At 69.3% G+C, this 26,984-nt stretch carries 29 protein-coding genes; 17 read left to right on the top strand and 12 right to left on the bottom strand.

Annotated features, from left to right (window positions below):
• Positions 1-36 precede the first annotated feature (36 nt).
• From QSJ60_RS01335 to QSJ60_RS01350, 4 genes are all read right to left on the bottom strand, one after another.
• Positions 37-2,307, bottom strand: coding sequence for a heavy metal translocating P-type ATPase (locus QSJ60_RS01335; protein WP_285462256.1), 2,271 nt, complete (start codon positions 2,305-2,307; stop codon positions 37-39).
• Positions 2,304-3,110, bottom strand: coding sequence for a DUF8832 domain-containing protein (locus QSJ60_RS01340; RefSeq protein ID WP_285462257.1), 807 nt, complete (start codon positions 3,108-3,110; stop codon positions 2,304-2,306). Before QSJ60_RS01340 ends, QSJ60_RS01335 begins: the two co-directional genes overlap by 4 nt.
• A gap of 125 nt (positions 3,111-3,235) precedes the next feature.
• Entirely contained in the window at positions 3,236-3,445 is a 210-nt protein-coding gene (locus QSJ60_RS01345; protein ID WP_189083926.1) for a heavy-metal-associated domain-containing protein, read from the bottom strand.
• A 125-nt stretch (positions 3,446-3,570) separates the two neighbouring features.
• The gene (locus QSJ60_RS01350) at positions 3,571-3,750 is read right to left on the bottom strand and encodes a hypothetical protein (protein WP_285462258.1); all 180 of its coding nucleotides are present in this window, start codon (positions 3,748-3,750) and stop codon (positions 3,571-3,573) included.
• 157 nt (positions 3,751-3,907) lie between these two features.
• On the opposite strand from QSJ60_RS01350, the gene QSJ60_RS01355 reads away from it, so the two are divergent.
• Positions 3,908-4,216, top strand: coding sequence for a DUF7882 family protein (locus QSJ60_RS01355; RefSeq protein ID WP_285462259.1), 309 nt, complete (start codon positions 3,908-3,910; stop codon positions 4,214-4,216).
• Here the strand turns inward: QSJ60_RS01355 and QSJ60_RS01360 are convergent.
• Complete coding sequence (locus tag QSJ60_RS01360; protein WP_285462260.1) at positions 4,176-5,666, bottom strand: VaFE repeat-containing surface-anchored protein; 1,491 nt, start codon at positions 5,664-5,666, stop codon at positions 4,176-4,178. The genes QSJ60_RS01355 and QSJ60_RS01360 overlap by 41 nt on opposite strands.
• Positions 5,667-5,946: 280 nt before the next feature.
• On the opposite strand from QSJ60_RS01360, the gene QSJ60_RS01365 reads away from it, so the two are divergent.
• Genes QSJ60_RS01365 through QSJ60_RS01375 form a run of 3 tightly spaced genes read left to right on the top strand, consistent with a single transcriptional unit; the run spans position 5,947 to position 9,166 of the window.
• The gene (locus tag QSJ60_RS01365) at positions 5,947-7,290 is read left to right on the top strand and encodes an ABC transporter substrate-binding protein (protein ID WP_285462261.1); all 1,344 of its coding nucleotides are present in this window, start codon (positions 5,947-5,949) and stop codon (positions 7,288-7,290) included.
• Positions 7,287-8,303, top strand: a complete 1,017-nt coding sequence (locus tag QSJ60_RS01370; RefSeq protein ID WP_285462262.1) for a carbohydrate ABC transporter permease — start codon at positions 7,287-7,289, stop codon at positions 8,301-8,303. Before QSJ60_RS01365 ends, QSJ60_RS01370 begins: the two co-directional genes overlap by 4 nt.
• Complete coding sequence (locus QSJ60_RS01375; RefSeq protein WP_285462263.1) at positions 8,300-9,166, top strand: carbohydrate ABC transporter permease; 867 nt, start codon at positions 8,300-8,302, stop codon at positions 9,164-9,166. The genes QSJ60_RS01370 and QSJ60_RS01375 overlap by 4 nt, the downstream gene beginning before the upstream one ends.
• A 13-nt stretch (positions 9,167-9,179) precedes the next feature.
• Here the strand turns inward: QSJ60_RS01375 and QSJ60_RS01380 are convergent, their stop codons facing one another.
• The 5 genes from QSJ60_RS01380 to QSJ60_RS01400 form a co-directional block, all read right to left on the bottom strand.
• Positions 9,180-9,851 carry a DUF6766 family protein gene (locus QSJ60_RS01380; RefSeq protein ID WP_285462264.1) on the bottom strand — a complete coding sequence of 224 codons (672 nt, stop codon included), beginning with the start codon at positions 9,849-9,851 and terminating at the stop codon, positions 9,180-9,182.
• Between the two features lie 199 nt (positions 9,852-10,050).
• The gene (locus QSJ60_RS01385; RefSeq protein WP_285462265.1) at positions 10,051-10,797 is read right to left on the bottom strand and encodes an MBL fold metallo-hydrolase; all 747 of its coding nucleotides are present in this window, start codon (positions 10,795-10,797) and stop codon (positions 10,051-10,053) included.
• Positions 10,794-12,197, bottom strand: coding sequence for a purine-cytosine permease family protein (locus QSJ60_RS01390; protein WP_285462266.1), 1,404 nt, complete (start codon positions 12,195-12,197; stop codon positions 10,794-10,796). Before QSJ60_RS01390 ends, QSJ60_RS01385 begins: the two co-directional genes overlap by 4 nt.
• Positions 12,198-12,402: 205 nt before the next feature.
• A complete protein-coding gene (locus QSJ60_RS01395; RefSeq protein WP_285462267.1) occupies positions 12,403-13,038 on the bottom strand; it encodes a TetR/AcrR family transcriptional regulator in 636 nt (211 codons plus the stop codon).
• Positions 13,039-13,043: 5 nt separating this feature from the next.
• Positions 13,044-13,685: a TetR/AcrR family transcriptional regulator gene (locus QSJ60_RS01400; RefSeq protein WP_285462268.1), complete on the bottom strand. Its 642-nt coding sequence runs from the start codon at positions 13,683-13,685 to the stop codon at positions 13,044-13,046.
• A 78-nt stretch (positions 13,686-13,763) separates the two neighbouring features.
• On the opposite strand from QSJ60_RS01400, the gene QSJ60_RS01405 reads away from it, so the two are divergent.
• The 8 genes from QSJ60_RS01405 to QSJ60_RS01440 all read left to right on the top strand — a co-directional run bounded on the left by QSJ60_RS01405 (position 13,764) and on the right by QSJ60_RS01440 (position 19,040).
• On the top strand, positions 13,764-14,144 hold the full coding sequence (locus QSJ60_RS01405) for a DUF1761 family protein (protein WP_189083931.1): 381 nt from the start codon (positions 13,764-13,766) through the stop codon (positions 14,142-14,144).
• 11 nt (positions 14,145-14,155) lie between these two features.
• Positions 14,156-14,443: a DUF1905 domain-containing protein gene (locus tag QSJ60_RS01410; RefSeq protein WP_285462269.1), complete on the top strand. Its 288-nt coding sequence runs from the start codon at positions 14,156-14,158 to the stop codon at positions 14,441-14,443.
• Positions 14,444-14,500: 57 nt separating this feature from the next.
• The gene (locus QSJ60_RS01415) at positions 14,501-14,905 is read left to right on the top strand and encodes a VOC family protein (RefSeq protein WP_285462270.1); all 405 of its coding nucleotides are present in this window, start codon (positions 14,501-14,503) and stop codon (positions 14,903-14,905) included.
• Positions 14,902-15,183 carry a winged helix-turn-helix transcriptional regulator gene (locus QSJ60_RS01420; RefSeq protein ID WP_285462271.1) on the top strand — a complete coding sequence of 94 codons (282 nt, stop codon included), beginning with the start codon at positions 14,902-14,904 and terminating at the stop codon, positions 15,181-15,183. Before QSJ60_RS01415 ends, QSJ60_RS01420 begins: the two co-directional genes overlap by 4 nt.
• A 169-nt stretch (positions 15,184-15,352) precedes the next feature.
• The gene (locus QSJ60_RS01425) at positions 15,353-15,751 is read left to right on the top strand and encodes a DUF6153 family protein (RefSeq protein ID WP_285462272.1); all 399 of its coding nucleotides are present in this window, start codon (positions 15,353-15,355) and stop codon (positions 15,749-15,751) included.
• A gap of 363 nt (positions 15,752-16,114) precedes the next feature.
• Positions 16,115-16,756, top strand: a complete 642-nt coding sequence (locus QSJ60_RS01430) for a M23 family metallopeptidase (protein WP_285462273.1) — start codon at positions 16,115-16,117, stop codon at positions 16,754-16,756.
• Positions 16,753-17,967: a M23 family metallopeptidase gene (locus QSJ60_RS01435; RefSeq protein ID WP_285462274.1), complete on the top strand. Its 1,215-nt coding sequence runs from the start codon at positions 16,753-16,755 to the stop codon at positions 17,965-17,967. The genes QSJ60_RS01430 and QSJ60_RS01435 overlap by 4 nt, the downstream gene beginning before the upstream one ends.
• 350 nt (positions 17,968-18,317) lie before the next feature.
• The gene (locus QSJ60_RS01440) at positions 18,318-19,040 is read left to right on the top strand and encodes a toll/interleukin-1 receptor domain-containing protein (protein WP_251203958.1); all 723 of its coding nucleotides are present in this window, start codon (positions 18,318-18,320) and stop codon (positions 19,038-19,040) included.
• A 30-nt stretch (positions 19,041-19,070) separates the two neighbouring features.
• Here QSJ60_RS01440 and QSJ60_RS01445 read toward each other — a convergent pair whose 3' ends face one another.
• Positions 19,071-22,235: a DEAD/DEAH box helicase gene (locus tag QSJ60_RS01445; protein WP_285462275.1), complete on the bottom strand. Its 3,165-nt coding sequence runs from the start codon at positions 22,233-22,235 to the stop codon at positions 19,071-19,073.
• Entirely contained in the window at positions 22,232-23,086 is an 855-nt protein-coding gene (locus QSJ60_RS01450) for a hypothetical protein (RefSeq protein ID WP_285462276.1), read from the bottom strand. Before QSJ60_RS01450 ends, QSJ60_RS01445 begins: the two co-directional genes overlap by 4 nt.
• 144 nt (positions 23,087-23,230) lie before the next feature.
• On the opposite strand from QSJ60_RS01450, the gene QSJ60_RS19060 reads away from it, so the two are divergent.
• From QSJ60_RS19060 to QSJ60_RS01470, 5 genes are all read left to right on the top strand, one after another.
• On the top strand, positions 23,231-23,557 hold the full coding sequence (locus QSJ60_RS19060; protein ID WP_352230699.1) for a helix-turn-helix domain-containing protein: 327 nt from the start codon (positions 23,231-23,233) through the stop codon (positions 23,555-23,557).
• A 287-nt stretch (positions 23,558-23,844) separates the two neighbouring features.
• On the top strand, positions 23,845-24,426 hold the full coding sequence (locus QSJ60_RS01455; protein WP_251203955.1) for a hypothetical protein: 582 nt from the start codon (positions 23,845-23,847) through the stop codon (positions 24,424-24,426).
• A 99-nt stretch (positions 24,427-24,525) separates the two neighbouring features.
• The gene (locus QSJ60_RS01460; protein ID WP_285462277.1) at positions 24,526-25,203 is read left to right on the top strand and encodes a copper resistance CopC family protein; all 678 of its coding nucleotides are present in this window, start codon (positions 24,526-24,528) and stop codon (positions 25,201-25,203) included.
• 1 nt (position 25,204) lies between these two features.
• Positions 25,205-25,747, top strand: coding sequence for a copper chaperone PCu(A)C (locus QSJ60_RS01465; protein WP_251203954.1), 543 nt, complete (start codon positions 25,205-25,207; stop codon positions 25,745-25,747).
• Positions 25,734-26,963 carry a Dyp-type peroxidase gene (locus QSJ60_RS01470; RefSeq protein WP_251203953.1) on the top strand — a complete coding sequence of 410 codons (1,230 nt, stop codon included), beginning with the start codon at positions 25,734-25,736 and terminating at the stop codon, positions 26,961-26,963. Before QSJ60_RS01465 ends, QSJ60_RS01470 begins: the two co-directional genes overlap by 14 nt.
• Positions 26,964-26,984: the final 21 nt, after the last annotated feature.

The raw sequence follows: 26,984 nt of genomic DNA on the forward strand, positions 1-26,984 counted from the left end.
CGGTTGGAGCTGGTGGATCGGGCCGGGCGGCCCGGGTCAGGACTTGGCGACGCTGCGGAACCCGCGCAGCCGCAGGCTGTTGCCCACGACGAACACGCTCGAGAACGCCATCGCCGCGCCCGCGAGCATCGGGTTGAGCATGCCGAGGGCCGCGATCGGGATGGCCGCCGTGTTGTACGCGAAGGCCCAGAACAGGTTCGTCTTGATCGTGCTCAGGGTCTTGCGGGAGAGCCGGATGGCGTCGACCGCGCTGCGCAGATCGCCGCGCACGAGCGTCAGGTCGGATGCCTCGATCGCGACATCCGTGCCGGTGCCCATCGCGAGGCCGAGGTCGGCCTGCGCGAGCGCCGGCGCGTCGTTCACGCCGTCGCCGACCATCGCGACGACCTTGCCCTCCGCCTGGAGGCGGGCGACGACGTCGACCTTGTCCTGCGGCAGCACTTCGGCGTACACCTGCTCGATGCCGACCTCGCTCGCGATCCGGCGCGCGACCGCCTCGTTGTCCCCGGTGAGGAGCACGGGCGTGAGCCCGATCTCCTTGAGCTGGGCGATCGCCTCGGCGCTCGTCGGCTTGACGGTGTCGGCGACGACGAGGATGCCCCGCGCCTGCCCGTCCCAGCCGATGGCGACGACGGTCTTGCCCTCGCCCTCGGCGCGCGCCTTGGCGGCGGCGACCTCCGGGGACAGCGTCAGCGCCCAATCGGCGAGCAGCGACTCGCGGCCGATGACGACGGAGGCCCCGTCGACGATGCCCTGCACGCCCTTGCCCTCGACGTTCGCGAAGTCCTCGGGCACGGGCAGCTGCCCGACCTCCTGGGTGGCCCCCTTCGCGATGGCCTGCGCGATCGGGTGCTCCGAGGCATCCTCCAGCGCGCCCGCGAAGCGGAGCAGCTCGGCGCGGTCGACACCCGACTCGGTGATCACGTCGACGAGGGTCATCTTGCCGGTGGTGACCGTGCCGGTCTTGTCGAGCACGACGGTGTCGACCTTGCGCGTCGACTCGAGCACCTCGGGTCCCTTGATCAGGATGCCGAGCTGCGCGCCGCGGCCCGTGCCGACGAGCAGGGCGGTCGGGGTCGCGAGGCCGAGCGCGCAGGGGCAGGCGATCACGAGCACCGCGACGGCGGCGGTGAAGGCCGCCGCGACCGGGAAGCCGGCGCCGAGCCACGCGCCGAGCGTGACGAAGGCGATGACGATCACGATCGGCACGAACACGCCGGAGATGCGGTCGGCGAGGCGCTGCACCTCGGCCTTGCCGGTCTGGGCGTCCTCGACGAGCTTCGCCATCTGCGCGAGCTGCGTGTCCGAGCCGATGCGGGTCGCCCGCACCACGAGCCGGCCGCCCGCGTTGACGGTGGCGCCCGTGACGGGGTCGCCCGCGGCCACCTCGACCGGCACGGACTCGCCGGTGAGCATGGAGGCGTCGACGGCGGAGCTGCCGGAGACGACCACGCCGTCGGTCGCGATCTTCTCGCCCGGGCGCACGATGAACTCGTCGCCGACCGCGAGCTCCTCGACCGGGATCTTCACCTCGGCGCCGCCGCGCAGCACCGAGACCTCCTTGGCGCCGAGCTCGAGGAGCGCACGCAGCGCGGCCCCCGCCTGGCGCTTCGAGCGCTTCTCGAAGTAGCGGCCCGCGAGGATGAACATCGTGACGCCCGCGCCGACCTCGAGGTAGATGTTCGCGGCGCCGTCGGAGGGCGCGATCGTGAACTCGAAGGGGTGCGTCATGCCGGGGACGCCCGCGGTGCCGAGGAAGAGGGCGTAGACCGACCAGAGCAGCGCGACCGAGGTGCCCATCGAGATGAGCGTGTCCATCGTCGCGGCGCCGTGCTTGAGGTTGGTCCATGCAGCCTTGTGGAACGGCCAGGCGGCCCACACGATGACCGGCGCCGCGAGGGCGAGCGACGCCCACTGCCAGTAGGTGAACTGCAGCGCGGGGATCATCGCCATCGCGATGACCGGCACGGTGAGCACGATCGAGCCGATGAGCCGCTGGCGCAGCGAGGTCAGCTCGGGGTCGTGCTCGGCGTCGTCGGCCGAGCCGTCGCGCGAGCGCTCGCTCGCCTTCGGGGTCGGCAGCAGGGCGGTATAGCCGGTCTTCTCGACCTCGGCGATGAGCAGTGCCGGGTCGTAGCCCTCGGGCACGGTGACCTTCGCCTTCTCGGTCGCGTAGTTGACGGTCGCCTGCACGCCGTCGAGCTTGTTCAGCTTCTTCTCGATGCGGTTCGCGCAGGAGGCGCAGGTCATGCCGCCGATCTCGAGCTCGATGCCGGTGCCGCCGGCGAGGGGCGCGGTGGTGCTCATCGGTGCGCCTCCCCCGTCGCTCCGGCCGACGCGTCGACCACGAACTCGGCGGTGTGCACCTGTCCGTCGACCTGGAAGTCGAGGTAGAGCAGGTAGCGACCGGGCGTCGGGGCGTTCGCGGCGAACGCGATCTCCGGGCCGCCGGTCGACCCGGCCTCGGGCTCCTCGCCCTCGGGGTGCACGTGCAGGAAGGCGAGGTCGCCCTGCCGCAGCGCCACGAGGTGCCCGAACGCGCCGAGGTACGGCTCGAGCTCGGCGACGGGCCGCCCGTCGCGCTGCACCGAGAGGGTCAGCTCGCTCGAGGCGCCCGCGGCGAGCTCCCCGTCGAGGGTGACGACGAAGCCGTCGACCTCGCTGCGGCGGTTCGGCTCGGCCGTGACCGGCACGAGCTCGCCCGCCACGTCGATCGTGCGGGTCAGGGTGATGCCCTCGGCGTCGTCGCCCGCGGGGGTGAAGTCCGCGTAGAGCCGGTAGCTGCCGGCCGCGTCCCACGTCCAGGGCAGCGACCAGACGCCGCTCGCCTCGTCGAGCACGGGGTGCACGTGCCGGAAGCCGGCGCCGTCGGAGCGCACCACGATGGTGTGCAGCTCGCGCTCGTGCGAAGTCGTGTACTCGGTGACGGGGTGGCCCGAGGCATCCAGCACCTGGAAGCGGAGCTCGCCCGCCTCGCCGACCGCGCCCGGCGCCGTCACCGGCGAGAGCAGATAGCCGTCGGCGTCGATCGAGACGCCGTTCGGTCCGTGCGCGGCCGTCTCGGCGCCGGCTCCGCCGTGCGCGTTCTGGTCGTCACCGTGAGTTTCCATGTCGCTTCCTTCCGCCCATGCCGCTACGAAAGAGTCGGGGACGACGACCCCGGCGAGCGCGAACGCGCCGCCGAAGGCCACCGCGACCCCCGCCCCGTAGAGGGCGAGTCGTGCCCCGGCCCGCATCAGATGCGCACGGCCGAGTAGCCGGCCTCCTCGACGGCCGCGAGCACCGCGGCGTCGTCGATCTCGTCGGCCGAGCTCACGACGAGCCGACCGGTCTGCGCACTGACCTGGATGTCCTGGATGCCGGCGAGCTCGCCGACCTCTTCGCGGATCGACAGCTCGCAGTGCCCGCAGGTCATGCCGGTCACCTGGTACTCGTTGGCGGTCATCGCTTCTCCCTTTCAAGCCCGTACCCGACGGGGTACCTGTGCACGAGACAACTATATACCCTCCGGGGGTATTCCGCGAGTCGCGCAGAAGCGCAGAAGGGGCGGCGGGCGGACGCCGGTGCTCGCTACTCCCCGCGCCTCGGGCCCGGCTTGCCCGGTCGGACGGCCGCGGAGTCGGCGACGTCGATGCGGGTCACGTCCTCGTCGGCCTCGGTGACCTCCACGCGCGGCGCGGCGTCGCCGGGGTCCGCCTTCGGGGCTGCGGTGAGCTGCTCACGGCGCTCTTCGGGGTCGGCTGCGGGCACGGTGATCCTCCGTTCCTGGGGTGACTCCCCCCCAGTCCATCGCGGAGCCCCGGTGCGCAGAAGCGGGTTGACACGGGCTGTTCGCCCGGACGGCGCACAGTCCGCCGGCGATGTCAACGCACTCGACCGGCCCGCCGGGCGGGCATACGGTCGCCGGATGGGCAGGATCGGATACAGCACCCGCGACTTCGAGGTCCCGGATCGCACGCTCGCGCACCTGCAGGTGGTCATCCTCGATAAGCTCCGACGCTCGGAGACCTTCAGCCTGACCCTCGGCAGCGGCCTCGACGGCGGCACCCGCACCGTCGTCATCGGCCCCGGGACGGAACTCGCCTTCGTCTACTCGGGCAACCGACCACCGCGGCTGAACCGTCGTTGGCTCGCCCAGCTCGCGGGCGTCGCCACGACGAACACCGGCCTGCTCGTCACCTCCGAGCCGGACGACGGCGAACCGCTGCCGGAGTGACCGCCACGAGGCCCAGCGCGATCAGCAGCAGGGCGGCGAGCGTCGGTCCGGTGATGGGGCTCCCGGTCTCCGCGAGTTCCTTCGCGCCGCTGTGCTGGGCGGGCGTCGGCGCGGCCGGCACCACCGGCGCCGCCTCCACCGTCACCGTCTGAGCGGCGTCCGCCAGGTCATGGTGGACGGCGACCGGCTCGGCGATCCCCGCCTGCGTCAGCGTCTCGAAGGCGACGAGCTGCTGCCCGGCGTAGCCGGAGGGCACCGTGAACGACACCTGGACCGTGCCGTCCGGGGCGGTGGGCGTGAACGTGGCCGAGGCGGTGATCCCCGTCGCGGACCCGTCGCTCTTGCGCATGAGCTCGCCGGACACCGTGTACTCGACGCCCGGGATGAGGTGCTGGTACGCGATCGTGTCGGTCGCGGTGCCGCCGTTCCAGGGCAGCGTCTGGTCGCCGTCCGCGGCGTCGACGAGCGTGGTGCCGATCACGGGCGGGACCGCGTCGCCGACCCACTCGGCGGTGGCGCTGGCGGTCGAGACCGCACCGGCGGGCGCGACGAGGGCGATGGTCTGCGAATGGGCGGCCTCGCTCGGGGTGCCGCCCGGCGTCGTCGGGACCGAGACGATCCGGCCGCCGACGGTCGTGCCCTCGGCGGTGGCGGTGACGGTCGCGCTGCCGCTCGTGTTCGCATCGCGCAGATCGAGGTAGAGCTCCTGGCCGTCGACGACGGCATCCGCGTCGATCGGGGCGCCGGCGGCGTCGGTGATCGCGAACGCCGGGTCGGCCGTGACGCGCACGCTCGGCCGATCGGTCGTCACCGTGAACGGTCCGACCAGGGTGCCGGCCTCCTGCGGGGCGGAGGGCCCGGAGATCGACAGGGTGATCGAGAGATCCGCGGGCGTGAGTCCGCCGCTCGCCTCCGCCCCGTCCGCGAGGTAGTGGTACACCGCCTCCGAGTTGGGGGTCTCCCACGGCCAGTTCGCGTCGAAGCCGAGGTCCGTGTACCGCCAGATGGCGTACTGGGTCGCCTCGAAGGCGTCGTTGGCGTCGAGCCCGGGCGCCCCGGCGGCCGTTCCAAGCTCCGCCAGTGAGACCGCCGGATAGCTGTGCGCGAGAATCCACAGCACCTTGCCCTGCACGACCGGGTCGAGGAACAGATTGTCGCCGAGGAAATCGCCGGCCTCGCCGATCGTGCCCTCGAGCCCGGTCCGCGCGGTCACGTCGTGTTCGATGCAGAAGGCCCAGAGGTCCGGCTCGCCGGGCGCCGACGGGTCGACCGGGGTGTCGAGGTAGATCGGGAACGCGCCGGTGCCGCCGTAGCCCTGGCGCGGCCCGATGTAGACGGAGTCGCCGGCCTCGGGCGCGGCGGCGGCCGCCACGGGCACCGCCAGGAGTGCGCCGATCGCCAGCACGCCGATCGCCCCGATGCTCCGCAGTCGACCAGTTCGTGTGCTCACCACAATCCCACCGCCCTTTCGGTTCAGCGCGCGCCGGATCGCCCCCGGCGAGCATCACGGTAAACCCGCCGGGGCGCCCGTGGCGAGAGGGGCGACCGGATCGCCCCCCGAACGGGGTCCAGAACGGGCGCGCCGCAGAAGCGCTGCTGTCAACCCCCGCGAATCGAGCAGCGCTTCGGACGTACCGTGCAGGCATTCATGCGGTCCCCCGGGGGCGGCCAACGAGGACGGGAGTGGGCTGATGAGGCGGAAGACACGACGCGGTGCATGGCTGGCAGGGGTGGGCACCGCGGTACTCCTGAGCGGATGCGCCGTCGGCACCGGTGGCGGCAGCGGTGCGGATGCGGACTACGACAGCGAGGCGAAGGTCGGCGGCACACTCAGCGTGATGGGCTTCGGCGCCGGTGACGAGGTCGCCACGGCTCGGGTCGACTACACGACGGCGCAGCTCGGCGACGTCGAGGTCGACCTCATCGAGGGCGAACTCGACCTGCAGCAGTTCCTGTCGGCCGTCGCCACCGGGGACCCGCCCGAGCTGGTCTACGCGGACCGCGACCAGATCGGCTCCCTCGCCGCTCGCGGAGCGATTCGCCCCCTCGACGACTGCGTCGACGGGGAGGGCATCGACCTCGACGCCTACGTTCCCGCCGCCGTTGACCAGGTCACTCTCGACGGCACCGTCTACGGCATCCCCGAGTTCAACCAGGTCCAGCTGACCATGGCGAACTCCGAGCTCCTGCAGGCTGCCGGGCTCGGCATCGACGACGTCAACGGCTCGGACCGCGACGCCGTCACCGCCGCGAACGAGAAGCTCATGCGCTCGGACGGCGGGACCGTCTCGGTCATCGGCTTCGACTCGAAGCTGCCCGAGTTCCTCCCGCTTTGGGTGGCCGCGGGCGGCGGATCGGTGCTCTCCGACGACGGGCGCACCGCGCAGCTCGACAGCCAGGAGGCGGTCGACGCGCTGAGCTGGGCCGCGGGCATCTACGACGACCAGGGCGGCTTCAGCGCGGTGAAGTCCACTCGCGACGCTGCCGACTTCTTCGGCGAGGGCAATCAGTTCGCGAGCGGCACGCTCGGCGCGATGCCGATGGAGCAGTGGTACCTCAACGTGCTGAACGACGTCTCGCCCGACGCCCCCATGGCCTTCGACACCGTGCGGACGACCGATGGGGAGCCGATCGCCTTCGCCACGGGTTCGGCGTGGGCCATCCCGACCGGGAGCGAGAACCCGGAGGCGGCCTGCCGCTGGGCGAAGGACATGACCTCCGTCGAGGCGTGGCGTGCGGCAGCCGAGGCGCGACTCTCCGCCCGCGAGGCCGACGGCAAGCCGTTCACCGGCATCCTCACCGGCAATACCGTGGCCGACGAGGAGATCCGGGGCATGGTGACCTCCGGCGGCGAGCCCTGGGACAGCGGCGTCACGGCGATGTACGAGGCGAACGACCACACGGTCGGCCTGCCCTCGAATCCAGCCGACGCGGAGTTCAAGGACGCGATGCAGGATGCCGTGAACCGCGTGCTGGAGGGCCGGGAGTCGCCCGAGGACGCCCTCGCGAAGGCGCAGCAGTCCGCGCAGCAGGCACTCGACGAAGGCTGGCAGAAGCTCGAGGAGAGCAAATGACCGCTGAGCTCGAGGCTCGAGCCGACGCGGCCGCCGCACCGGTCGCTGGCGAAGCCCGGCCGCCGGGCGTTCGGCCTCCCGCCCGGCCTCGTGCGGCGGAGCGCCGCCCGAGTGCGCGTCGCCGGCGGTGGCGCGAGGCCCGCCCGGCGCTGCTCTTCCTGAGTCCCTGGATCATCGGCTTCCTGGTCTTCACGGCCTGGCCGATGCTCTACAGCGCCTATCTCTCGCTCACCGACTACGACGTCATCAACGACCCCTCGTTCGTCGGGCTCGACAACTACGCGCGGCTCGCCTCCGACGAGAAACTGCTGCTGGTCCTCGAGAACACGGCCGTCTACACCCTGCTGCAGGTGCCGCTCGCCATCCTGGTCTCGCTCGGGCTCGCGCTGCTGCTCGACCGCGCCGGCCGGGGCTCGGGCTTCTTCCGCACGGTGTTCTTCCTGCCAAAGATGACCCCGCCCGTCGCTGTGGGCGTGCTGTTCCTGCTGCTCTTCAACGGTCGGGACGGTCTGCTGAATCGCGCCCTCGCCGCGGTCGGCATCGAGGGGCCGAGCTGGACGACCGATCCGGCGTGGGTGAAGCCCGGCCTCGTGCTGATGTCGCTCTGGACGGTCGGATCATCGGTGATCATCCTGCTCGCCGCGCTCCGCGCCGTGCCCGACACGCTCTACGAGTCGGCGAAGCTCGACGGCGCCGGCTTCTGGCGCGCCTCGTTCAGCATCACCCTGCCGATGATCAGTCCGGCGATCTTCTTCATCGTGGTGGTGAACACGATCGCCGGCTTCCAGACCTTCGACGAGGCGTACACGGCCTTCTTCGGGGCCGGCAACTCCACCTACTCGAACGACGCCGCGCTCTTCTACGTCATCTACCTGTTCCAGCAGGCCTTCGAGTACCTGCACATGGGCTACGCCTCGGCGATGGCCTGGATCCTCTTCCTCGTCATCATGGCGGTCACGGCGGTGCAGCTCGTGCTCTCGCGCCGCCTCGTCTACTACGAGGGCGATCGATGACGGCCGCCGCAGAGGTGCGGGCGACGGCGAAGCGCCGTCGCGGCATCCGCCGTGCCCTCGTCTTCCTCGCGCTCGGCCTGTGCGGGCTCGTCTTCGTCTACCCATTCGTCTGGCTCATCAGCGCCTCGTTCAAGCCGCGGGGCGAGGTCTTCGACAACCGGCTGATCCCGCAGACGTTCACCTTCGACAACTATGTGAACGTCTGGCAGGAGGCACCGCTCGCGCTCTGGCTGTGGAACACGCTGCTGGTCACCGCGCTCGCGGCGATCACCGTGACCCTCACGAGCGCCATGGTGGCGTGGGGCTTCGCCTACTACCGCTTCCGGGGACGAGGGGCGCTCTTCGCGCTGGTGCTCGCGAGCATGATGCTCCCCGGCGCGGTCACCATGATCCCCACCTTCCTCATCTGGAACGCGCTCGGCCAGGTGGGCACCCTCACCCCGCTCTGGGCGGGCAATCTGTTCGGCAGCGCGTTCTACGTCTTCCTGCTCCGGCAGTTCTTCCTCGGCCTGCCGCGCGACCTGCCCGACGCGGCGCGGGTCGACGGGGCATCGCACTGGCGCGTGTTCTGGAACATCGCGCTCCCCCTCGCGAAGCCGGCGCTCGCGATCGTGCTCGTGTTCGAGGTGCAGGCGGTCTGGACGGACCTGATGCGCTCGCTGATCTACCTGCGAGACTCGGACACCTTCACGATCCCGCGAGGCCTGAAGTCCCTCGTCGACGCGTACGGCTTCGGCGGCGAGTGGCACTGGGAGATCATCGTCACGGCGAGCGTCATCGCGACGGTGCCCATGATCATCCTGTTCTTCCTGGCCCAGCGGCGGATCATGGACGGCATCGCCGCGACGGGGCTCAAGGGCTGAGCGGATGGCCCGCCTACTCGGCTTCGACCGCGCTCGCCTCGTGCGGCGCTCCCACCGGCTTCGACTCGGACGAACCGCGCTGCCGGAGGAAGATCGAGAACGCCACCATGCTGCCGACGGCCAGAAACTCCGACTGCCAGTTCTGCAGCGTGCGGTTCCAGAAGTCGGCCGAGACGGCGTAACCGAGCCAGTCGACCGCCGCCTGGCCGTGCTCGGCCTGCTCCGCGTTGAAGGCGACCATGCCGGCGATCGACTGCGCGAGCCACGACAGCAGGAACACGGCCCCCATCACGAGCAGCAGCGAGTTGGAGAAGAGCCAGCGGCGCCATCCGTCGACCCGGGCCCAGGCCGGCGAGTCCGGCCGGGCGTAGCGCCCGACCAGCTGGGACTCGTCCGAGCCGACTCCCTCGTCGCCCGGCTTCTTCGACTCCGGGCTACCGCGCTGCACCAGCCAGATCGTCGTCAGGATGAAGAGGAAGAACTGCAGGTACTCCGACTGCCAGTTCTCCGCCACGTCGACCACGAACTGCGAGGACAGCAGGTACTCGCCGAGGCCGACCGACGGCAGCCCGTGCGAGGCCTGCTCCTCGTTGGTCAGCGCGAGGCCCGTGAGCGCCTGGCCAGCGAGCGCCGCGAGGAAGATCGCGGCGAAGAACACGCTCAGCGCGTGCTGACGGAGGCGCATCACACCGACCTCCCGAGCAGGCCGATGACCAGCATGTAGACGATTCCGGCGGCGATGAACACCAGCCATCCGGTGAACACGACTCTCATGCCCGCACGCTAGCCCCGCCGCGCGAGCGGCCGGCAGGGGCTTGAAGCGCGGTGCGCGACGCGGTACGGATGCCGCGACGTTCCCGTCGGGCCCGGCGTCGCGCGTCCGCTCAGTCGCCGAGGTACGCGTCGATGAGCTCGCGCAACCGCTCGCCGTCGAAGGATCCGCCGTGGCCGGCGTGCACGGTGCGCACCGGGAGCCCCCGCAGCCGGCGGAGGCTCGCGGCGTAGTCGCCCCGGTCGGATTCGTGCAGCCCGTCGAGGAGCACGTCGTCGTAGATTACGTCCCCGCTGAAGAGCGTGCCGCTGGCCTCCTCGAGCAGGCACAGGGAGCCAGGGGTGTGCCCCGGCAGGTGGAGCACGGCGAACCGGCGGTCCCCGAGATCGATCGCGTCGCCGTCGCCGAGCCGAGTCGTCGCCTGCACGGGACGCAGGCGGTATCCGTCGGGATCGAACCCCGCTGGACGCGCGGTGATCAGGAGGTCCGGCAGCTGCTCGTCGAGGCCGAGTTGTTCGGCGAGCTCGGGACCGCGGATGGATGTGCCGCGCGGAGCGCCGATCGCTTCGGCGTCGTGCGCGCGGCGGTCGCCGAACTCGTGCGCGCCACCCATGTGATCGAGGTGGGCATGGGTCACGACGAGGATCGGGTCGTTCGCGAACAGTTCGGGGAGCTCTTCGCGAAGCGAGGCGACCCCCAGGCCGGCGTCGACCACGAGGTCGCGGTCAGCGCCTCGAACGTGCCAGATGTTGCCCCGCAGGAGCTCGTGCACATGCGGTTCGTCGATCCGCATGATGCCGTTCCCGACCCGCTCTGCGGCGAACCAGCGGTCGACGGTCGCGAGCCGGGCGGCGCTCACTCCGAGATCCCGATCGGTTCGGCGCCGGAGGTGACGGGAGCATCGTCGGTGCGTCGAGCGGGAGCCGGGACGGCACGACGGATGCCGCGTGGCGCGAGCACCGCGTACAGGCCGCCGCCGACGAGGACGCCGACGAGCGGGGACACGTCGGCCCCACCGAGGGCGACCGCGATCGGGCCGGCGTAGAAGGTGGTGTTCACGCACAGTGCGGTGACCACGCTGCCGACGCCGAGGGCGGTGCATCCCGCGAGATTCCAGCCAGCGACGTACCAGTTGGGCCCGTCGCGCGATTCGTCTTGCAGAGCGGTCCCGTCGTACCGGTTGCGTCGCAGCAGGATGTCGACGACGTAGATGCCGAGCGCGGGGGCGAGCACCGCGATGCTGATCTCCAGCAGCCCGCTCACGGTCCCGAGGAAGTCGGAGACGAAGAGCGCGTAGAGAGTGAGCGCGACGGCGATCACCGCGTCGAACACGACGGTGACCGAACGCTTCCACCGGATGCCCGACGCCATGAGGGCGAGCCCGGTGCTGTAGGCGGTGAGCGCGTTGTTGGTGATCGAGCCGATGACGACCACCAGCAGGAAGATCGGATAGAACCACGGGGGCACGATCTCGGCCATGGACTCCTCGGGCACCGACATGTCGACGACGGTGCCGGCGAGGACGCCGAGCGAGCCGATGACGACCGCCGGCAGGAACCCGCCGAGCGCCGTCCAAAAGGCGACCTTCGTCGGGCTGGACTGCTCGGGGAGGTAGCGCGAGTAGTCCGCTCCGACGAGCCACGAGAGGGGTGCCGAGGCGATGATGGTGAAGCCGGCGGCGGCAGCGGCCCAGAGCTCGACCCCCTCGAGCACGCCGCCGTCGGGCACGTACGACAGATCGGCGTTCGTCAGCACGAACCATGCGAGCATCGCGATCCCCCCGAGCAGGGCCCACATCACCCAGCCGCTGATCTTCAGGATGGTCGCGTGGCCGTAAACGCTGATCGTGAAGGTGAGCAGCGCGAGACCGATCACGATGACCGCCATGACCGCATCTGGGGCATCCGGGGCGAACCAGCGCACGAGCGTGAACCCGACGAGGGCGCCGACCGAGAGATTGATCGCTTCGTACAGGACGCCGATCAGCCAGCCGAGGACGACGTTCACGACCCGGTTGCCGCGCACGCCGTAGAAGCTGCGGGTGATGACCTCGCTGGGCACGCCGGCACGCGGTCCGCTGATGGCGAGGAATCCCACTCCGATGAAGAACAGATTGCCGGCGACGACGACGGCGAGGGCCTGCCATGCATCGAGGCCCAGCAGCACCAGGATGCCGCCGAGCACGAAGTACAGATACGTCACTCCGGAGCCGGCCCACACCGCGAAGAGGCTGCGCGGAGCACCATGCCGCTCGATCACGGGAATGTGGTCGGTGCCGTGCTGTTCGACCCGGCCGGCGCGGGTATTGACCTCCCGAGCCGAGCTCTCCGCAGGCCGCAGCCCAGTCGTCCCTCGTGCCGCCATCTCGAACGCCTCCTCGCGTTATTGGCCTTGCGGCCAAGTACAAGCACACAGGAGGCTAGCGCGTGTTGACCTATCGGTCAACAAGGGCCTCGCCCTCCGGTCACGCAGGGCGGAGCGCACCGGGGGGGAGGCCGAGCTCCCGCTCCGAGGTGCTGAAGACGAAGTCGGTGACGTTCGCGTAGTCGATGGTGGGCTCGTCCAGTCCAGCCCTGACGGCCGCGTTCGCGGCGAGCCCGTCGACGAGGGCGATGATGCGCATCGACGTCTTCGCAGACGCGTCGGGGAAGTCCCCGCTGGCGATGCCCGCTTCGATGATCGCATCGAGGTCCGCGACGTCGCCCTCCATCTGCCGGACGACCGCCTGCCGCACGGCCGGGCGGTGGGCGCTCTCGCGCCAGGCGTCGAGCCAGAGCAGCGCGGAGGGATCGCGGTCGTGCGAGACGTAGAACCCGAGGACGCGTCGCATGTCCGCGACCGGATCGCCGGAGGGCCGCGGATCGAGCGCGTCCCGCTCAGCCTCCGCCGCCCGCTCGAAGGCGGCCGCCAGCAGCTCGTCGATCGAGCCGAAATAGTGGGTGACCAGCCCCTGCGCCACCCCCACGCGCGCAGCCACCCGGCGCGCCGTGACCTTGCCGAGGCCGTCCTCGAAGGCGAGCGCCACCGCCGCGTCGAGGAGTTCGTCGCGACGGTCTTCACGCGGACGCCTCGTGTAGGCGCCACCCTGGCTGCGGGTCATCTCAGTCAGGGTAGCGGGGCGGGGCCGAGGGTGCCGTAGCGGGCGAGGAACGTCGTGACCGCGCTCGTCACGTGGGCGTCGAGCCCGTCGAACCGCTCGCCGAGGAGCGCGGCATTGAGCGGGGCGCCCACGACGAGCCACGTGAACTCGGCGGCTGCAGCTAGGGGGTCGTCCACCGTGAGCGCGCCGGCGCGGTGGAGCGCTTCGAATGACGTCGCGAGGGCCGCCACGTTCCGCTCCCAGCTGTCCCGGCGGTAGGCCGCGGCCACCTCGGGCTGCACGTTCGCCTCGGTGATCACGAGGCGGCGCATCTCGACGACGGGCGGCGCGAGCATGCCGCGCAGCATGCCGTGGCCGAGCTCGACGAGGCCGTCGCGCGGCTCGGCGGCCGCGGCGAGCCGCTCGAGCATCGGCCGCGTCGCGTCGCTGCCGGATGCCGCCCAGTCCGCGACGACCGCGGCGAACAGCTCGGACTTCGACGGATGCTCCCGGTACAGCGAGCTCTTCGAGATCCTGGCGCGGCTGGCGATCTCGTCCATCGTCGTGGCGGTGTAGCCGCGCTCGAGGAACACGGCCCGCGCCTCGGCCAGCAGCGCCGGCCCGGCCAGGCCAGGGGGGCGGCCTCGAGTTCGGGGGGCGACGGGCATGGTCCCACTTTAGTACTTGACGGGACTAAATCACGCGGCTACCTTGATTAGTACTAACCAGTACTGAAAGGAACGCGCATGGCTCTCCTCGGCGTCGCACTCGCGACCATCGTCTCGTTCGTCGCCAGCGCGGTGCTCTACGCCACCCCGCCGGTCGCCCGGCTCATCGCGGCGAACAGCACGCCGCGTCCCGGCATCCCCGCCGTGGTGCAGATGCTCCTCGTCGTGCTCCGCAGCCTGCTCGTCTCGTTGCTCGTCCTCGGGCTCATGGTCGCCGCCGACTGGCACGGTGCCGGCCCGGGCGCCCTGCTCGGGCTGGCGCTCGCGGTCCTCCCCGCCGTGCTGCTGCTCGGGTCCGTCGTGCACGAGAACACTCCGGTCGCCGTCGCCGCCGTGCACTTCACCGACTGGCTGGCCAAACTCGTCATCATCGGCGCCCTCGTCGGCGCCTTCCTCTGAACGGAGTCGTCATGACCGACCACCCCACTCCCCTCGACCTCACCTTCACGTCCGTGCTGGGCAAAGTCCGCGAGGGCGACACCTGGACCTGCGCGCAACTGCCGGGCTCCGCCGAGATCTTCGGCACCCGCGGCCTCGTCAAGGTCGAGGGCACCGTCGACGGCGAGCCGTTCCGGGGCGCCTTCATGGCGCTCGGCGACGGCACCCACAAGCTGCCGGTCTCCGCAGCCATCCGCACCCGCATCGGCAAGGGCGACGGCGACACCGTCACGATCCACCTGAACTCACGCCTCAACTGAGCGGCCCACTCGCGCCGGGGCCTTGACGCGGCACTTTCATTTTACAAGTATGTGTCCATGAGTCTCTTCATCAGCTGTCCCGTCGCGGACGTCGAGCGCGCGACCGCCTTCTACACCGCCCTCGGGTGGGTGCTCAACACCGAGATGTCGGATCACAACGTGTCCTGCTTCGCCATCGCCGCCGAGCAGTACGTCATGCTCTCCAGCCGCGAGATGTACGCCAGCGTCGGCGGCACCGAGGAGCTGATCGGCGGACCCGACACCCCCTCGAAGGTCACTGTCTCCTTCGACCTCCCCAGCCGCGAAGCGGTCGACGAACTCGTCGAACGGGCCCGTGCCGCCGGCGGCCGCATCGGCGACGTCGACGACTACCCCTTCATGTACCAGCGCCAGTTCGACGACCTCGACGGCTACCACTACTCGCCGTTCTGGATGAAGCCGGACGCCGATCAGACCGCGTGAGCGACCTCGCCGCCGCCCTGGAGATCGTCGGCTCGCGCTGGGCGCTCCGCATCGTGGAGCAGCTCCTCGACGGCCCGCAGCGCTACGGCGACCTCCAGCGCGAGCTCGGTGCGCCGACGAACATGCTCGCGATGCGCCTGCGCGAACTCGAGGAGGCCGGCGTGCTGTACCGCCTCCCGCTCAAGCACAACACCCGGGCGTACGCGCTGACCGAGCGCGGCCTCGCCCTTCGCGACGCGATCACCGCGCTCGGGCGCTGGGCAGCCGAGCAGGCCTAGCTCGACGTCGTCTGCGGCGAACCGACCAGCTCACCATACTCCCAGGACCGCCAGGAACCCGCCGAGGTACGCTGTGGGGTATTCGTTTGCCGCCGGGTCCGACGGATCAAGGGAGGTGCATCGCGTGCTGAACCTGACTCGTTCCCTGTCGATGCGTCGCCTCCGACTCATGCGGAACACCCTGCTGAGCGCGCTCGGCATGGCCGCGATCGTGATGGGGCTGCTGGCCATGCACTCGTCCGGTGCCGAGCACGGCGGCCTCCCCGGCTCCGCAGTCGTGAGCTCCGCTTCCGTCGATGCCGCCCAGTCGCCTGGAGTGCAGGCAGCGGCCTCGAGCGGTGCGCACTGCGACGGCGACTGCACGCACGACCTCATGGGTTGCGCCCTCGCGGTCATGGGGTGCGCGGTGCTCCTGGGCGTCGCCGCGTCGCTGCTCTTCGCGAACCGCCCCGGCTTCTTCCGGTCGCTCCTCGACGCCGGCGGCCGTGCCGCGATCCAACTCCGCGGCCTCCTCCCGCCGTCCGCGCCGCGCCCGGACCTCGTCGTCCTCTCCATCAGTCGCACCTGAACCCCGCTCCACTGTTGCGGCCACTGCGACCGCGCTCGCCCTGACGGGCTGACCGGTGCGCGCCCTGCCCGCGTGGACCCGGAACAGCCCACCGCACTGAGTCGACCGCACTGAGTTCACCGCACTGAGCCCCGGCGCGGTCCGCTGCCAGCTGCGGAGCCGTCACCCCAGCCCCGAGATCTCAAGGACCCTTCATGCCTCCCCTTTCCCCCCTTCCGGCGTGCCATGACTGAGCCGCCGCTGACCCGTCGCGCCCTCCGCGAGGCCGAACGTTCCCGACCGCGTCGATACCGCACCTCCCCGGAGCCCCGGGCGACGAGACGACGGCTCCTCCCGACCCTGGCGCTGACCTCGGCGGCCCTGATGCTCGCGAGCACCACCCTTCCCGCATTCTCGGCCGGCCCAGCCGGCGCGACAGCGACCCCGGTGACCGTCACCGCCGGAGAGGAGCCGCAGGACGTCATCGTCGGCCCGGAGGTCGCCCAACTGGACCTCCAGCGCGACAGCTACACGGCGGGCAAGGCCGCGACGAGCGGGGACTACGCACAGACCGCGGCGACCTTCGTGAACTATTCCGGAGCGATCCAGTGGCCGTTCCTCACCGGGGTGCCGATCAGCACTGATTTCGGTCCGCGCATCCCGCCCTGCGCCGGCTGCTCCAGCTACCACAAGGGCATCGACATGAACCCCGGCGACGGATCCCCCATCCAGGCCATCGCAGCCGGCGTCGTCCGAGAGGTGTCGGCCTCCGACAACGGCGGACTCGGGGTGTACGCCGTCATCGATCACGTCATCGACGGGCGACTGGTCAGCAGCGTCTACGCGCACATGCGGGAGGGGAGTCTCGCCCTCTCCGTCGGCGAGACCGTTGCGGTCGGCGATCTCGTCGGCAAGGTCGGCAACACCGGCCAGTCCACGGGGCCGCACCTGCACCTGGAGATCCTGCTCGACGGCACCACCCCCACCGACCCGGTCGAGTGGTTGTCCGAACGGGTCGTCCCGTGACGGGCGCGCGGCCCGCCGTCGCCGCGATCGCGCTCGCGGCCGCCGTGACCTTCGCCCTCGTCGGCGGAGTCGCACCGGCCACGGCGAGCAATGACTACCCCTCCTGGCAGGACGTGCAGAACGCCCGGGCGTCCGAGTCGGAGAAGCAGACGCAGGTCGCCGAGTTGCAGGCGCTGATCCGATCCCTCACCGCGGAGGCGCAGGCGGCGGAGGAACTCGCGACCCGCCGCGGCGACGAGTACGAGCAGGCGCAGGGCAAGTTCGACGAAGCCACCTACGCCGCGAACACCCTGCAGGCCGAGGCGGACGAAGCGGCCGCAGCTGCCGAGTCGTCCGGCCAGGCCGCGGGCCAGCTGGCCGCGATGATGGCCCGCACCGGCGCATCCGATCCGGCCCTGACGATGTTCCTCGGCGCGAGCGTCGCCGACGACCTTCTCGGCCGGCTCGCATCGATGGACAAGCTCACCGAGCGCATCTCCCTCGTCTATGAGGCCGCGGACGCCAGCCGGAACACCGCCGAGGCCCTCACGGAGCAGGCGCGGCTCGCGCAGAACGCGCTCGGCGAACTCGCCGAGGCCGCCGAGGCCGCACTCACCGCCGCGATCACGGCACGCGAGGACGCCAATCGCACGCTCGCCGAGCGGCAGGCCAACGAGGCGACGATGCGGGCGCAGCTCACGGTCCTCACCGAGAACCGCGAGGCCACCGAGGCCGACTACGAGAAGGGCGAGGCGGCCCGTCGCGCCGCCGAAGCCGCCCGCGGCGGTGGCGACGGCGGCCTGGATTCCGGGCAGCTCAGCGGCCAGGGGTGGGCGCTTCCCGTCTCCGGATGGATCAGCGACCCGTTCGGCCCTCGCCCGAACCGTCCGGTCGCGGGCGTCGGTGCCTTCCACTACGGCACGGATCTCGCCGCCGGGTGCGGTCGACCGGTGTACGCCGCGACCGGCGGAACCGTCGTCTACGCGGACTGGCTCGGCAGCTACGGCTTGTGGGTCCTCATCGACCACGGCAACGGGGTGCAGACCGGGTACGCGCACAACAGCGCCCTCCTCGTCTCCCCCGGCCAGTCGGTGCCCGCCGGTGCGAACATCGCCGAGGTCGGCACCACGGGTGCGTCCACCGGCTGCCACCTGCACTACGAGGTGCGAGTGGACGGCGCCCGGATCGACCCGCAACCGTTCATGAGCAACAGAGGAATCACCCTCGGCTGATGCCGGAACGACGAAGGCCCCGGCGAACCCGCCGGGGCCTTCTCGTGGTGGTGAGAAATTCACGAAACTCCTTGTGCCCTGTCATTCCGGGGCTGTTGCTGGGGCTTGAAGCTGGGGATCCTCCGCTAATGGACGGTGGATCCTCTCGTGAAACCATGTACGTGGTGAGTCACAGGAGCTGCGGTCTTCGACGTCGTGGAGTGCTTCTGCCGACTGATGATCGTTGCGATACGGCAATCGCGAGGACGCGATAGTTCGTGCGGTGTGGACCACCGCGCTTGCCATCCGGCACGATGGATCGGCAGGCGTGCTGGGGCAGTGATGGTCGCGGTAGTCGATATCATCTGGCCATGAGTAGGTGCACCGCCCCGATCCAGGGCCATCGAACGTCGAGCGCTGCGGCTGCCTGCCCCGCGTGTGGCAGCCGCGGATACGGCAGGTACTACTCGCCGCCCCCTTCGTACTATCGTCCGTCGGCAGTCGCCCCTCGGAGCAGCAGTGGAGGCGCCAGTTCAAACGGGGGCAGGACTCAGCCACGGTGGTCGCCAAGCGAGTCCTCCGTTACCTACACTCCGGCGGAGGTCCGGGCGCTAACGCCTGTCCGGCGGAAGGTTGAGATCCGTGCCAGGGAAGAGCCTGACCTGCGCGATGTGTTCCTCTGCCACGCGTGGGATGACCGGCGTGCAGCGGCGAAAGAGTTGCACGATCTACTCGTGGACCAGGGCGTGTCCGTCTGGTTCAGTGAGAAGGACATCGTTCTAGGTCAGCCATTCCTGCGGGAGATCGACCGGGGTCTGGCGAAGTCGCGGACCGGCTTGGTGCTCGTCACGCCGGCGCTGCTCAAGCGGGTCGACCAGCGAGGGATCTCGGACAAGGAGCTTTCGGAGCTTCTGGCTCGTGATCTGTTGATCCCGGTGATGCATGAGACAAGTTATGACGAGCTTCGGCGGGTCAGCCCGCTGCTTGGTTCTCGGAACGGTTTGGACACAGCGGAGGACTCGATGACAGACATCGCGATGAAGATCGCTGAGCTCGTCACTGTGGAGGAGGACCTGGCCGTCGCGGTCAGCTGATCCGCTGTGGCGTTCGTCTTGACGGGCTAGCTACGTCCAGAGGTGTTTGACGTCTTCCGGACGAATCGCGGTCCCCTCCAAGGCACCTTCCCATTGGTTGGGGGTGAGGCCGCTGACCCAGCCTCGAATGTCGTCGAAGGAGCGCGGGGCGTCGCGTCCTTCTTCTCGCCAGATGTCAGCAGCGCCTCGGGCGACATCGCGCGGTAGCCCTGCCATTCGCATCCAGGTGGCTTCCGGGGTGTTGACACCGTAGAACACCATGGTGGGGACGTAGCGTGCGGTTTCGTCCCTTGCGGGTTCTTTGCCTGCGAAAGCTACCTTCTCCAGGGCTCCGAGCCCCCAGCTCGCGTTCTGCGACAGCCTACCGAGTAGGTAGGTGACGAAAGACGCGTGGGTAGCGGCGGCATCCTTCCTCACCTTGGCGTGCTTTGCGACAAGTTCGGGCAGCGGCATGCCGTTCACCCAGTCGCGGAGGATGAGGGCGGCACGTCGCGGGTTGAAATCGCCTCGCTCTTCGTCGGGTGCCAGCCGGAGTTCAGGCATCTTGGACACGAGTTCGAGTCGTTGCGTGAGGGGGTCAAGACTTGATCCGAACAGCGCATGCGGTTCCCAGTTCTGAGGGTTTCGCATGTCGGGGTGCTCACGAAGCCCGCCCAGGAGCAGGTTGATCGCGGGCGTCGAGAATCCGGTGCCGTCGGCGAGTGAGACGAGTGAACCCTTGCCCTGCAAGGAGTCGAGGTAGCCACGGCACAGTTGCACGAGCTGCTGTGCCGCCTTCCGCGAGACGCGTTCGGTCTCCGCGAAGATCAGGCTGGATCGCAGGAGGTCTTCGATCTCATTGGCGGAACTCAATGCGCCGGATACACGCAGGGCATGCGCGAGGTACTGGAGGAACTCGGAAAGGCTCTCGACGTCAGAGCTTCGGTTCAACGCGCTGAGGAAGTCGGTTCCGATGCTGTCAGCGTGTTCAACGACGGCGGCGAGGCGGCTGGCGATGTCGGCGGCGTCGTCCTCGAAGAACGTCTGCCATTTGGCGCGTTGTTCGGCGGTGGTTACAGGGAAGCCGACGACCCCCATTCCGCTGAGCATGCCTCTTCCAGCGCGTCCCGCGATGTTCCAGAACTGTGCGTGAGTGATGTCACCGTCGCCCATCCGGAAAGACTCGATGATGACGTTCGTGAGGGGGAAGTTCGCCCCCTGGGCGAGGGTGGTCGTGCCGCAAACGACGTCTACATCGCCGTGCAGGACGAGTTCTTCGACAAGTCGTCGGGTATCGCCTGACATGCCTGCATGGTGATACGCGACACCGCGTCGGATGCACATCGCGAGCGGGCTGTCTTCACCGAGTTCGGTGACGACGTGGCGATGGACGGCTTCCGCACGCGGGCTGAGCGGGCGGTCCAGCCGCTCCTTCGCGATCTCCACGGCACGCTTGGTCGCTTTGGGTTTGCCGTTGCAGACCAGCAGGGTCGCGCCTCGACTCTCGAGTCGTTCGTGTGCGGCGGCGGCGATGTTCGCTAGCGATGCCGTTGGCATGGTGACTTGCCCGAGCTCGAGCACGCTATCCGATGGGAGATGGTAGTTGTCGGCGGCCTTGATGGGCGACAGGGTGAGGAAGCTGTCCTTTCGTCGGCCATCGTGGGGGTTTCTCTGCTTGCGGATGGCGAGCTCTCCGATGAGCTTCTTGTTCGGCTTCCAGTCGACGCGGATGCTGGAGCCTCGGTCGCCGCCCAGCCAGTCCGATAGGGACTTCGCGTTCGGCACGAACGGTGAAAGCAGGAGGAACCGAGCGGAGGGCTTGTCGCGGCGGATGGTCGCCAGGACGAGCTCTAGACGCGCGCCTCGGTTCGCTTCTCCGAGGTTGTGCGCTTCATCGACGACCACCATCGCGAGGTCCTCGATCACTGGGTGGGCGGTCCGCACGAGGAGGTCGAGCTTTTCAGGTGTGGTGACAAGCACGTGCGGGAGACTGTTCAGAAGCAGGTCTTCGGTCGGGTCGAGGTCAATGACCGGGATCGCTTGCTCAACCGAGTAACCGAGTGGTTTAAGGTCGCGTCGCAGCTCATCGGTGACCTGATTGACGAGTACTCGCGTCGGCACAATGTACGCGACGCGCCCCTTCTCGTTCAGTGAGAGCGTCTGCACTATGGAGAACTCGGCGAGCAGCGTCTTGCCGGCGCTGGTGGGCATCTGGACGACGACCGCCCGACGGTATGCGTCGAGCAGGTTCTTGTTCATCGCTTCGACTTGGCTGGGCCAGAGTTCGAGCATCGGGCTGGGGTTTTCGCGGTGTGCCAACGCTCCCGCCAAGCGTCCAACCTTAGACCCGAGAGTCTCAACTTGTGCCCAGATGGATCGCTCCACGAGCGGACGAAGACCGAGGTGGACCAGGTCGATGACCCGCGCCAACGTTCCGTCGTTGATTTCGGCAACGGCCCGAAGCGCCTGCGAGCGGTGGGTGTCCAGGCGCGTGACGGCCTGCTGGGTCGACCCTTGTCCGGTTTCGATGTACTTGCCTGCGGTCGTGGCCAGCTGAGCTAGGTGGTACCCAGCCACCAGCCGCATCACTCCGATACGCGGGCCTGCGCTGTCCTCACTCGCTTCTTCCGCGCCTGAGACTGGCGCCGTCTGCAATGGCTGGAGGAACGCCGGTTCGTGGTCTGCTTGACGGTCGCGGAGTGACTGGAGCAGCTCCAGCGCGAGCCCAACGTCGTTCCACCCACCGTGCTTTCGGGTGAGCAGGGCGAACGCAAGGACCGTATCGGAGATGACAGCTCGGGCCCAATCCGGGTCCTGAGATTGGATGAGGTCGGACGCTGGGGGCAGGAAGCGGATGAGCGCCTGCCTGGTCTCGGTTACCCGGTCAGCTGCAGTACCGGTCGCCGCGAGGTGCAGTACGACAGCGAGCTCTGCGGGCACGGCCCCATCCGCTAGCGGCGACAGGTCCTCGCCGAGCGCAAGCCGAATCCAGCAGGAGAACGCGTCTTCCAGCAGTTGCTTGCGGCGGGCGGGGTCGCGCTCGTCGAGAGCCTCGAGTTCGAGCATCTCAGCGCTGAGGACGAGGTCCTCAGCGTTCTCGCTCGCTGCCCCCTGCCCGAGCACGCTGACCAGTGTGGTGTCCCGCTCGGCGTCGGCCGCGACCGTGAACACGCCGGTGGCGTGGAGCATGCTGTCGAACTCAGACCGACGGTTCATGCTGCTTCCTGGCGTGCGAGGGCGAGGAACTCATCGACGAGCTCCTCGATGTCGCCGGTGTCGATGACCAGGATCGTGAAGTCGATGTGCCCCGGATCGTAGTCGGACGGCGAAGCCCGGAACGACCCGAAGTCGGTGGGCTGATGGTTGCGGTCGCGGACCAGCATCGAGGTGCTGCGCAGCGTGACCTTGTCGGAACCCTGACGCCACAACATGCCGGCCGCGAACAGTTGCCGGGCAGTATCCCGATCCGCCGTGTGTCGGGCGGCGCCGAGGACCTTTTGGATCGACTCTGCAGACTCGGTGAGGTGTCCTCGATGCTGAACGCGAAGGCAGTCCTTCGAGCCGTCGACGACCGCGGGAGGTGAGTTCTTGTCGATAGAAACCTTCGCTTCGCCGAGCGAGAGGACGTAGGCGCGCTCCCCGTTGGTGAGATCCAGTTCGAGAACGCCGATCTGATCGATGCCGCGACCTGGGAGCTTCACCAGCTCACGGTCACGCACGGACCGGTACCCGTAGTTGTAGCCGTACTTCAGCTCTCCGATGAGCGCGAGCACGAGCTCGCCGATGTCAGAGCGTTCGACCGCCATGTGCTTCACCTTCGGCGATCCACTGTGGCGCGTAGGGACCTGTGTTGCGACGAGGGCAGCCTGGAGATCTTCGACATCGAATCCCTCAAGGCCGGTGAGGCCAAGGTCACCGATGGGAACACGAGAGGCGGTGCGCAGCTCTCGGTAGAGCTCGGCGAGTCCGGTCAGCCAATCGGCGTGATCCGGCGTGATCACCCTGAATCGGTGGACACCGTCGTCCCACTCGCCGACCGTCTTGAAGTACTCGCTGATCGCGGGCACGCGCACCTCCACCCCCCGGTTGCACGTCCTGCGTGCTTGAGGGCGAGTGTATCGGGCACGCCGGACGTGGTGGCGCGACCCACGTCCGGCGCGTCGAACCGTGTCTGTTTCCGCTAGTTTCATAGCGCTACTATTCTAGCGATGATGTCTGACATCCAGAAGGTTCGAGCCGGCGCTGCGCTTGGTGAATGTGTTCGCGGTGCACGGCGGGCCGCGGGGCTTCGCCAAGAGGATCTCGCCCGCAAGGCTGGAGTTGGGACGTCCACACTTCGCCTGATTGAGTCGGGGTCGGCAACGGGCACGAGCCTCTTCGCGATCTTCCGGCTACTCCAGGCCTGCGGCGTGCCGCTCGCTGCCTTGGAGGATGTGTACCGGTTGGCGGCGCCGCAGCCGGCGCGGGCGAAACCTCGGCCACGGGGTACTGCTGCTGGGGCTGTGGCGGGCGCGGCAGGTGGCCGACGGCAGCGCTGAGGTGGTGGACACGGTCGCTCCGATAGGCGACCTCGCAACGCTTCCGACTGAGGGGCGCCTGGCGGTGCGGCTACCCGAGCGTAACGCCGCGGTTCGCCACGGCGAGCTCGACGTACTGGCTCTCCACACTCAGCCCGCACTCGTTATCTGAATTCATACGCAGATATATGCATTTTGGGCCTGAGAACGCAAGCCTCCGGTTTGGACGAAGACGCCCGACCCGCGCGTATCCAGCGTCGAGACCAGGGCGGATCGCCGGCGCTCCGGTGATGAGGGACAATGGCTGCATGTCCGGTCGGTGGAGTCGCGTCGCCCGCGGCGTCGCCGTCGCCTTGGCCGCAAGCTACGTCGCGGTGTTCGCGCACGTGCTCGGAGGCGGGCCGGTGCCGTCCTGGCAGGGAATCCTAGCGACAGTAGTGCTCGGCGTCCCGATCTGCACCGCCCTGTCCGGGCGCCGGCTGCGGTGGCTCCAAACCGCCGCCGGGGTTGCCGCCAGCCAGTACCTGTTCCACGGGCTGTTCTCGGTCGCTCCGTCGCGCTTCGGCGATGAGCCCGCGGTCGGGCATGGTGCGCACGGCATGGTTCAGCTTCCGTTGGCCGCCGACCTCCCGGTGGACGGGATGGCGCTCTCGCATGCGGGCGCCGCGGTGCTCACGTTCGGCCTCTTGCAGCTTGCCGAAGCAGTCGCCGACTGGCTCAGCCGCGTCGCGACGCGCATCCACGAGCGGGTCGTAGCGTCGATTCGCCTCATCGCGGTCGCCCCGGTTTCGCGGCCAGTCCGCACACTCCTGAGCTGGCTTGAGCGTCCGGCACTCACCGCTCGAACGGTCCTCACCGCGCCACGACGTGGGCCACCGGTGGCCGCGTAGCCCGTTGCTTTCCTGAACGCGTCGCCCGACGCGTCCGTCCTGCGCGCCTGACGCGCCCACGGACTCTTCACGCTCACCCTCTCCATCAAGGAGCCCCGTTTGCCTGCACGTTCACGTGTGCGCGGGGCGGTTCTCACCGCGATAGCAGCGGCGGCATTCATCGCCGTCGCGCCTGCGGCGCCCGCCATCGCCCACGAATCCATTCAAAGCACCAGCCCCGCCGAAGGCGCTGTCGTCGATGTCTCACCGAAGGAGGTCGTGCTCGAATTCACCGATGAGGTCCTCCCGCTTGGGGCGATCATCATCGTCGACGACGCCGACGGCACTGACTGGGTCGACGGCGACGTCGTCGTCGATGCGAACACCGTCACGGCCGCGCTCGAGGACGGGATGCCCGACGGCGTCTACAGCGTCCGCTGGCGGGCCATCTCCGGCGACGGCCACCCCATCAGTGACATCTTCCAGATCGGCATCGGCGCAGACACGGTCATCCCGACCACCGCGCCGAGCGCGCCGGCGAGTGCCGACCCATCCAGTGCGGCCGGAGACGAGGAGAAGCCGGCGCCGTCCACGGACACCGGGTCCGAGACTTGGCTCCGGGTCGGCCTGGTCGCCGCGTTCGGCGCGGCCCTCGCGCTGGGCCTTGTCATCGTCGGGATCACGCTCGGCCGCCGCCGCCCCCGTTCCGACAACTCCGACAACTCCGACAACTCCGACAACTCCGACCAGTCCGACGGCTCCGAGCCGTCGGACTCACCCACCACTTCGAAGGACTGACATGAACCTCACCCGCCGCACCACCACCATCGCCGGCATCGCGATTCTCGCGCTTGCCCTCACCGGCTGCGCCGCCGCCGGAACCCCGGAGGCCACGGAGCCGAGCCCGGCGACCGCCGCCGAGTCGCTCACGGTGACGGACGCATGGGTCAAGGCGACCGATACCGACATGACCGGCGGTTTCGGGCTGCTCGAGAACACCGGCGACGCCCCGATCACCATTGAACGGGCCAGCGCGGACTTCGCCGGCATGATCGAACTGCATGAGACCGTCCAGAACGAGGGTGGCGAGATGGTGATGCAGCCGAAGAAGGGCGGCTTCGTCATCGAGCCCGGCGACACGCTCGCCCTCGAGCCGGGTGCCGACCACCTGATGATCATGGGACTGAGCGAACCGCTGGTGTCAGGCACCGACCTCACTGTCTCGCTGGAGTTCTCCGACGGGAGCACGTCCACGTTCTCGACCGTGGTGAAGGACTACTCCGGCGCGAACGAGAAGTACACCCCGGAGACCGAGATGGACATGGGCGATGCGCCGAAGTAGCCAGACCCAACCGGGCGGGTTGAGCCGCCGCCAACTACTCCTCGGCGGAGCGGTTGCCGGCGCCGGCGCCGTCAGCGCGGTGGCCGCGGATCAGGTCCTCAACCCCGCGCCCGCGAAGGATGCGGTCGCCGACGTGTTGAACGGCACCGGGGTGGTGCCGTTCCACGGTGCACATCAGGCCGGGATCGATACGGCGCCTGCCGCACACGCAACACTCGTCGCCCTCGATTTGCGCGACGGCGTCGACCGGTCCCAGCTCGCGTCCATGATGCGGTTGCTGTCTGATGATGCGGCCCGGATGGCCCAAGGGGTGAACCCGCTCGCCGACACCGAGCCCGAGCTGAGCTTCGTCCCAGCGAACCTCACCATCACTTTCGGGTTCGGGGCGGAGTTCGTCCGCCGTGCGGGGGCGGACCCGGCGGCCCACGCCTGGGTGCGCCCGCTGCCCGCGTTCAAAGTGGACCAGCTCGACCCGGCCTGGAACGACGGCGACTTGCTGTTGCAGGTCTGCTCGGATGATCCGCTGACGGTTGCGCACACCCTGCGGATGCTGCTGAAAGACGCCCGCCGGTTCGCGACGATCCGGTGGACGCAGCGGGGGTTCCGGCGGGCGTACGGTTCAGAACCGACCGGGACGACGATGCGGAACCTGTTCGGGCAAGTCGACGGCACCACAAACCCCGCGCTCGGCAGCCCGGAGCTCGCTGACGTCGTCTGGGTGAAGGATGCCAGCTGGCTTGCTGGCGGCACCGGGATGGTCGTTCGACGCATCCGGATGGATGTCGACAAGTGGGACCGGCTGGACCGGCCCGGGCGGGAGTTGGCCGTCGGCCGGCGCCTGAGCAACGGCGCGCCGCTGACCGGGACCGCGGAGCGCGACACCCCGGACTGGGAGGCCACAACAGCCATCGGATTCCCAGAGATTCCGGAGTTCTCCCACATGCGCCGCGCACGCCCGGAAACGGCGGACGAGGTGATCTTCCGCCGTTCGTACAATTACGACGACACCCCGGACGACCCGGAAGCGATCTCGAACACCGGGCTCGTGTTCATCTCTTTCCAGGCAGACGTCGACCGACAGTTCGTCCCGATCCAGACCCGGTTGGATGAGCTGGACCTGCTGAACGAGTGGACCACCCCCATCGGATCCGCGGTCTTCGCGATCCCGCCGGGCTGCGAGCAGGGCGGCTACGTCGGCGAGACCCTGCTCGCCTGACCTACGGCCCGGGCTATCGGG

This window comes from Agromyces sp. NBRC 114283 (genome assembly GCF_030268405.1).
Taxonomy (GTDB): domain Bacteria; phylum Actinomycetota; class Actinomycetes; order Actinomycetales; family Microbacteriaceae; genus Agromyces; species Agromyces mediolanus.

Coding starts and splice junctions, on each gene's coding strand:
- QSJ60_RS01410 (WP_285462269.1), top strand. CDS start 14,156: ATGACCGACCACCCCACTCCCCTCGACCTCACCTTCACGTCCGTGCTG.
- QSJ60_RS19060 (WP_352230699.1), top strand. CDS start 23,231: ATGTCTGACATCCAGAAGGTTCGAGCCGGCGCTGCGCTTGGTGAATGT.
- QSJ60_RS01375 (WP_285462263.1), top strand. CDS start 8,300: ATGACGGCCGCCGCAGAGGTGCGGGCGACGGCGAAGCGCCGTCGCGGC.
- QSJ60_RS01400 (WP_285462268.1), bottom strand. CDS start 13,685: ATGCCCGTCGCCCCCCGAACTCGAGGCCGCCCCCCTGGCCTGGCCGGG.
- QSJ60_RS01425 (WP_285462272.1), top strand. CDS start 15,353: ATGCGGAACACCCTGCTGAGCGCGCTCGGCATGGCCGCGATCGTGATG.
- QSJ60_RS01465 (WP_251203954.1), top strand. CDS start 25,205: ATGAACCTCACCCGCCGCACCACCACCATCGCCGGCATCGCGATTCTC.
- QSJ60_RS01440 (WP_251203958.1), top strand. CDS start 18,318: ATGAGTAGGTGCACCGCCCCGATCCAGGGCCATCGAACGTCGAGCGCT.
- QSJ60_RS01370 (WP_285462262.1), top strand. CDS start 7,287: ATGACCGCTGAGCTCGAGGCTCGAGCCGACGCGGCCGCCGCACCGGTC.
- QSJ60_RS01335 (WP_285462256.1), bottom strand. CDS start 2,307: ATGAGCACCACCGCGCCCCTCGCCGGCGGCACCGGCATCGAGCTCGAG.
- QSJ60_RS01455 (WP_251203955.1), top strand. CDS start 23,845: ATGTCCGGTCGGTGGAGTCGCGTCGCCCGCGGCGTCGCCGTCGCCTTG.
- QSJ60_RS01470 (WP_251203953.1), top strand. CDS start 25,734: ATGCGCCGAAGTAGCCAGACCCAACCGGGCGGGTTGAGCCGCCGCCAA.
- QSJ60_RS01430 (WP_285462273.1), top strand. CDS start 16,115: ATGCTCGCGAGCACCACCCTTCCCGCATTCTCGGCCGGCCCAGCCGGC.
- QSJ60_RS01345 (WP_189083926.1), bottom strand. CDS start 3,445: ATGACCGCCAACGAGTACCAGGTGACCGGCATGACCTGCGGGCACTGC.
- QSJ60_RS01380 (WP_285462264.1), bottom strand. CDS start 9,851: ATGCGCCTCCGTCAGCACGCGCTGAGCGTGTTCTTCGCCGCGATCTTC.
- QSJ60_RS01395 (WP_285462267.1), bottom strand. CDS start 13,038: ATGACCCGCAGCCAGGGTGGCGCCTACACGAGGCGTCCGCGTGAAGAC.
- QSJ60_RS01415 (WP_285462270.1), top strand. CDS start 14,501: ATGAGTCTCTTCATCAGCTGTCCCGTCGCGGACGTCGAGCGCGCGACC.
- QSJ60_RS01340 (WP_285462257.1), bottom strand. CDS start 3,110: ATGGAAACTCACGGTGACGACCAGAACGCGCACGGCGGAGCCGGCGCC.
- QSJ60_RS01445 (WP_285462275.1), bottom strand. CDS start 22,235: ATGAACCGTCGGTCTGAGTTCGACAGCATGCTCCACGCCACCGGCGTG.
- QSJ60_RS01355 (WP_285462259.1), top strand. CDS start 3,908: ATGGGCAGGATCGGATACAGCACCCGCGACTTCGAGGTCCCGGATCGC.
- QSJ60_RS01405 (WP_189083931.1), top strand. CDS start 13,764: ATGGCTCTCCTCGGCGTCGCACTCGCGACCATCGTCTCGTTCGTCGCC.